This window comes from Salmonella sp. SAL03688 (assembly GCF_046551895.1).
GTDB classification, from domain to species: domain Bacteria; phylum Pseudomonadota; class Gammaproteobacteria; order Enterobacterales; family Enterobacteriaceae; genus Salmonella; species Salmonella enterica.
The window spans coordinates 1-304 of the sequence record NZ_JBGDVI010000075.1 but is presented as its reverse complement, the minus strand read 5'-3'; the positions used below and the strand labels follow the sequence as shown (position 1 = coordinate 304).

General features: G+C 53.3%; 1 protein-coding gene. It reads right to left on the bottom strand.

What is annotated here, in order from left to right:
• A partial coding sequence (locus ACLJR2_RS23780; protein WP_410957937.1) for a GTP-binding protein occupies window positions 1–304 on the bottom strand: 304 nt, incomplete at both ends.

Sequence of the window (304 nt, the reverse complement as noted above, 5' to 3'; positions counted from 1 at the left end):
TTCTACACGACCGGTAACAACGGTACCACGACCGGAGATGGAGAATACGTCTTCGATCGGCAGCAGGAACGGCTTGTCAATCGCACGCTCTGGTTCCGGAATGTAAGAATCCAGGAAGCCAGCCAGTTCGATGATTTTCGCTTCCCACTCTGCGTCGCCTTCCAGCGCTTTCAGAGCAGAACCACGAACGATCGGCGTGTCGTCACCCGGGAAGTCGTACTGAGACAGAAGTTCACGAACTTCCATTTCAACCAGTTCCAGCAGCTCTTCGTCATCAACCATGTCGCATTTGTTCAGGAACACG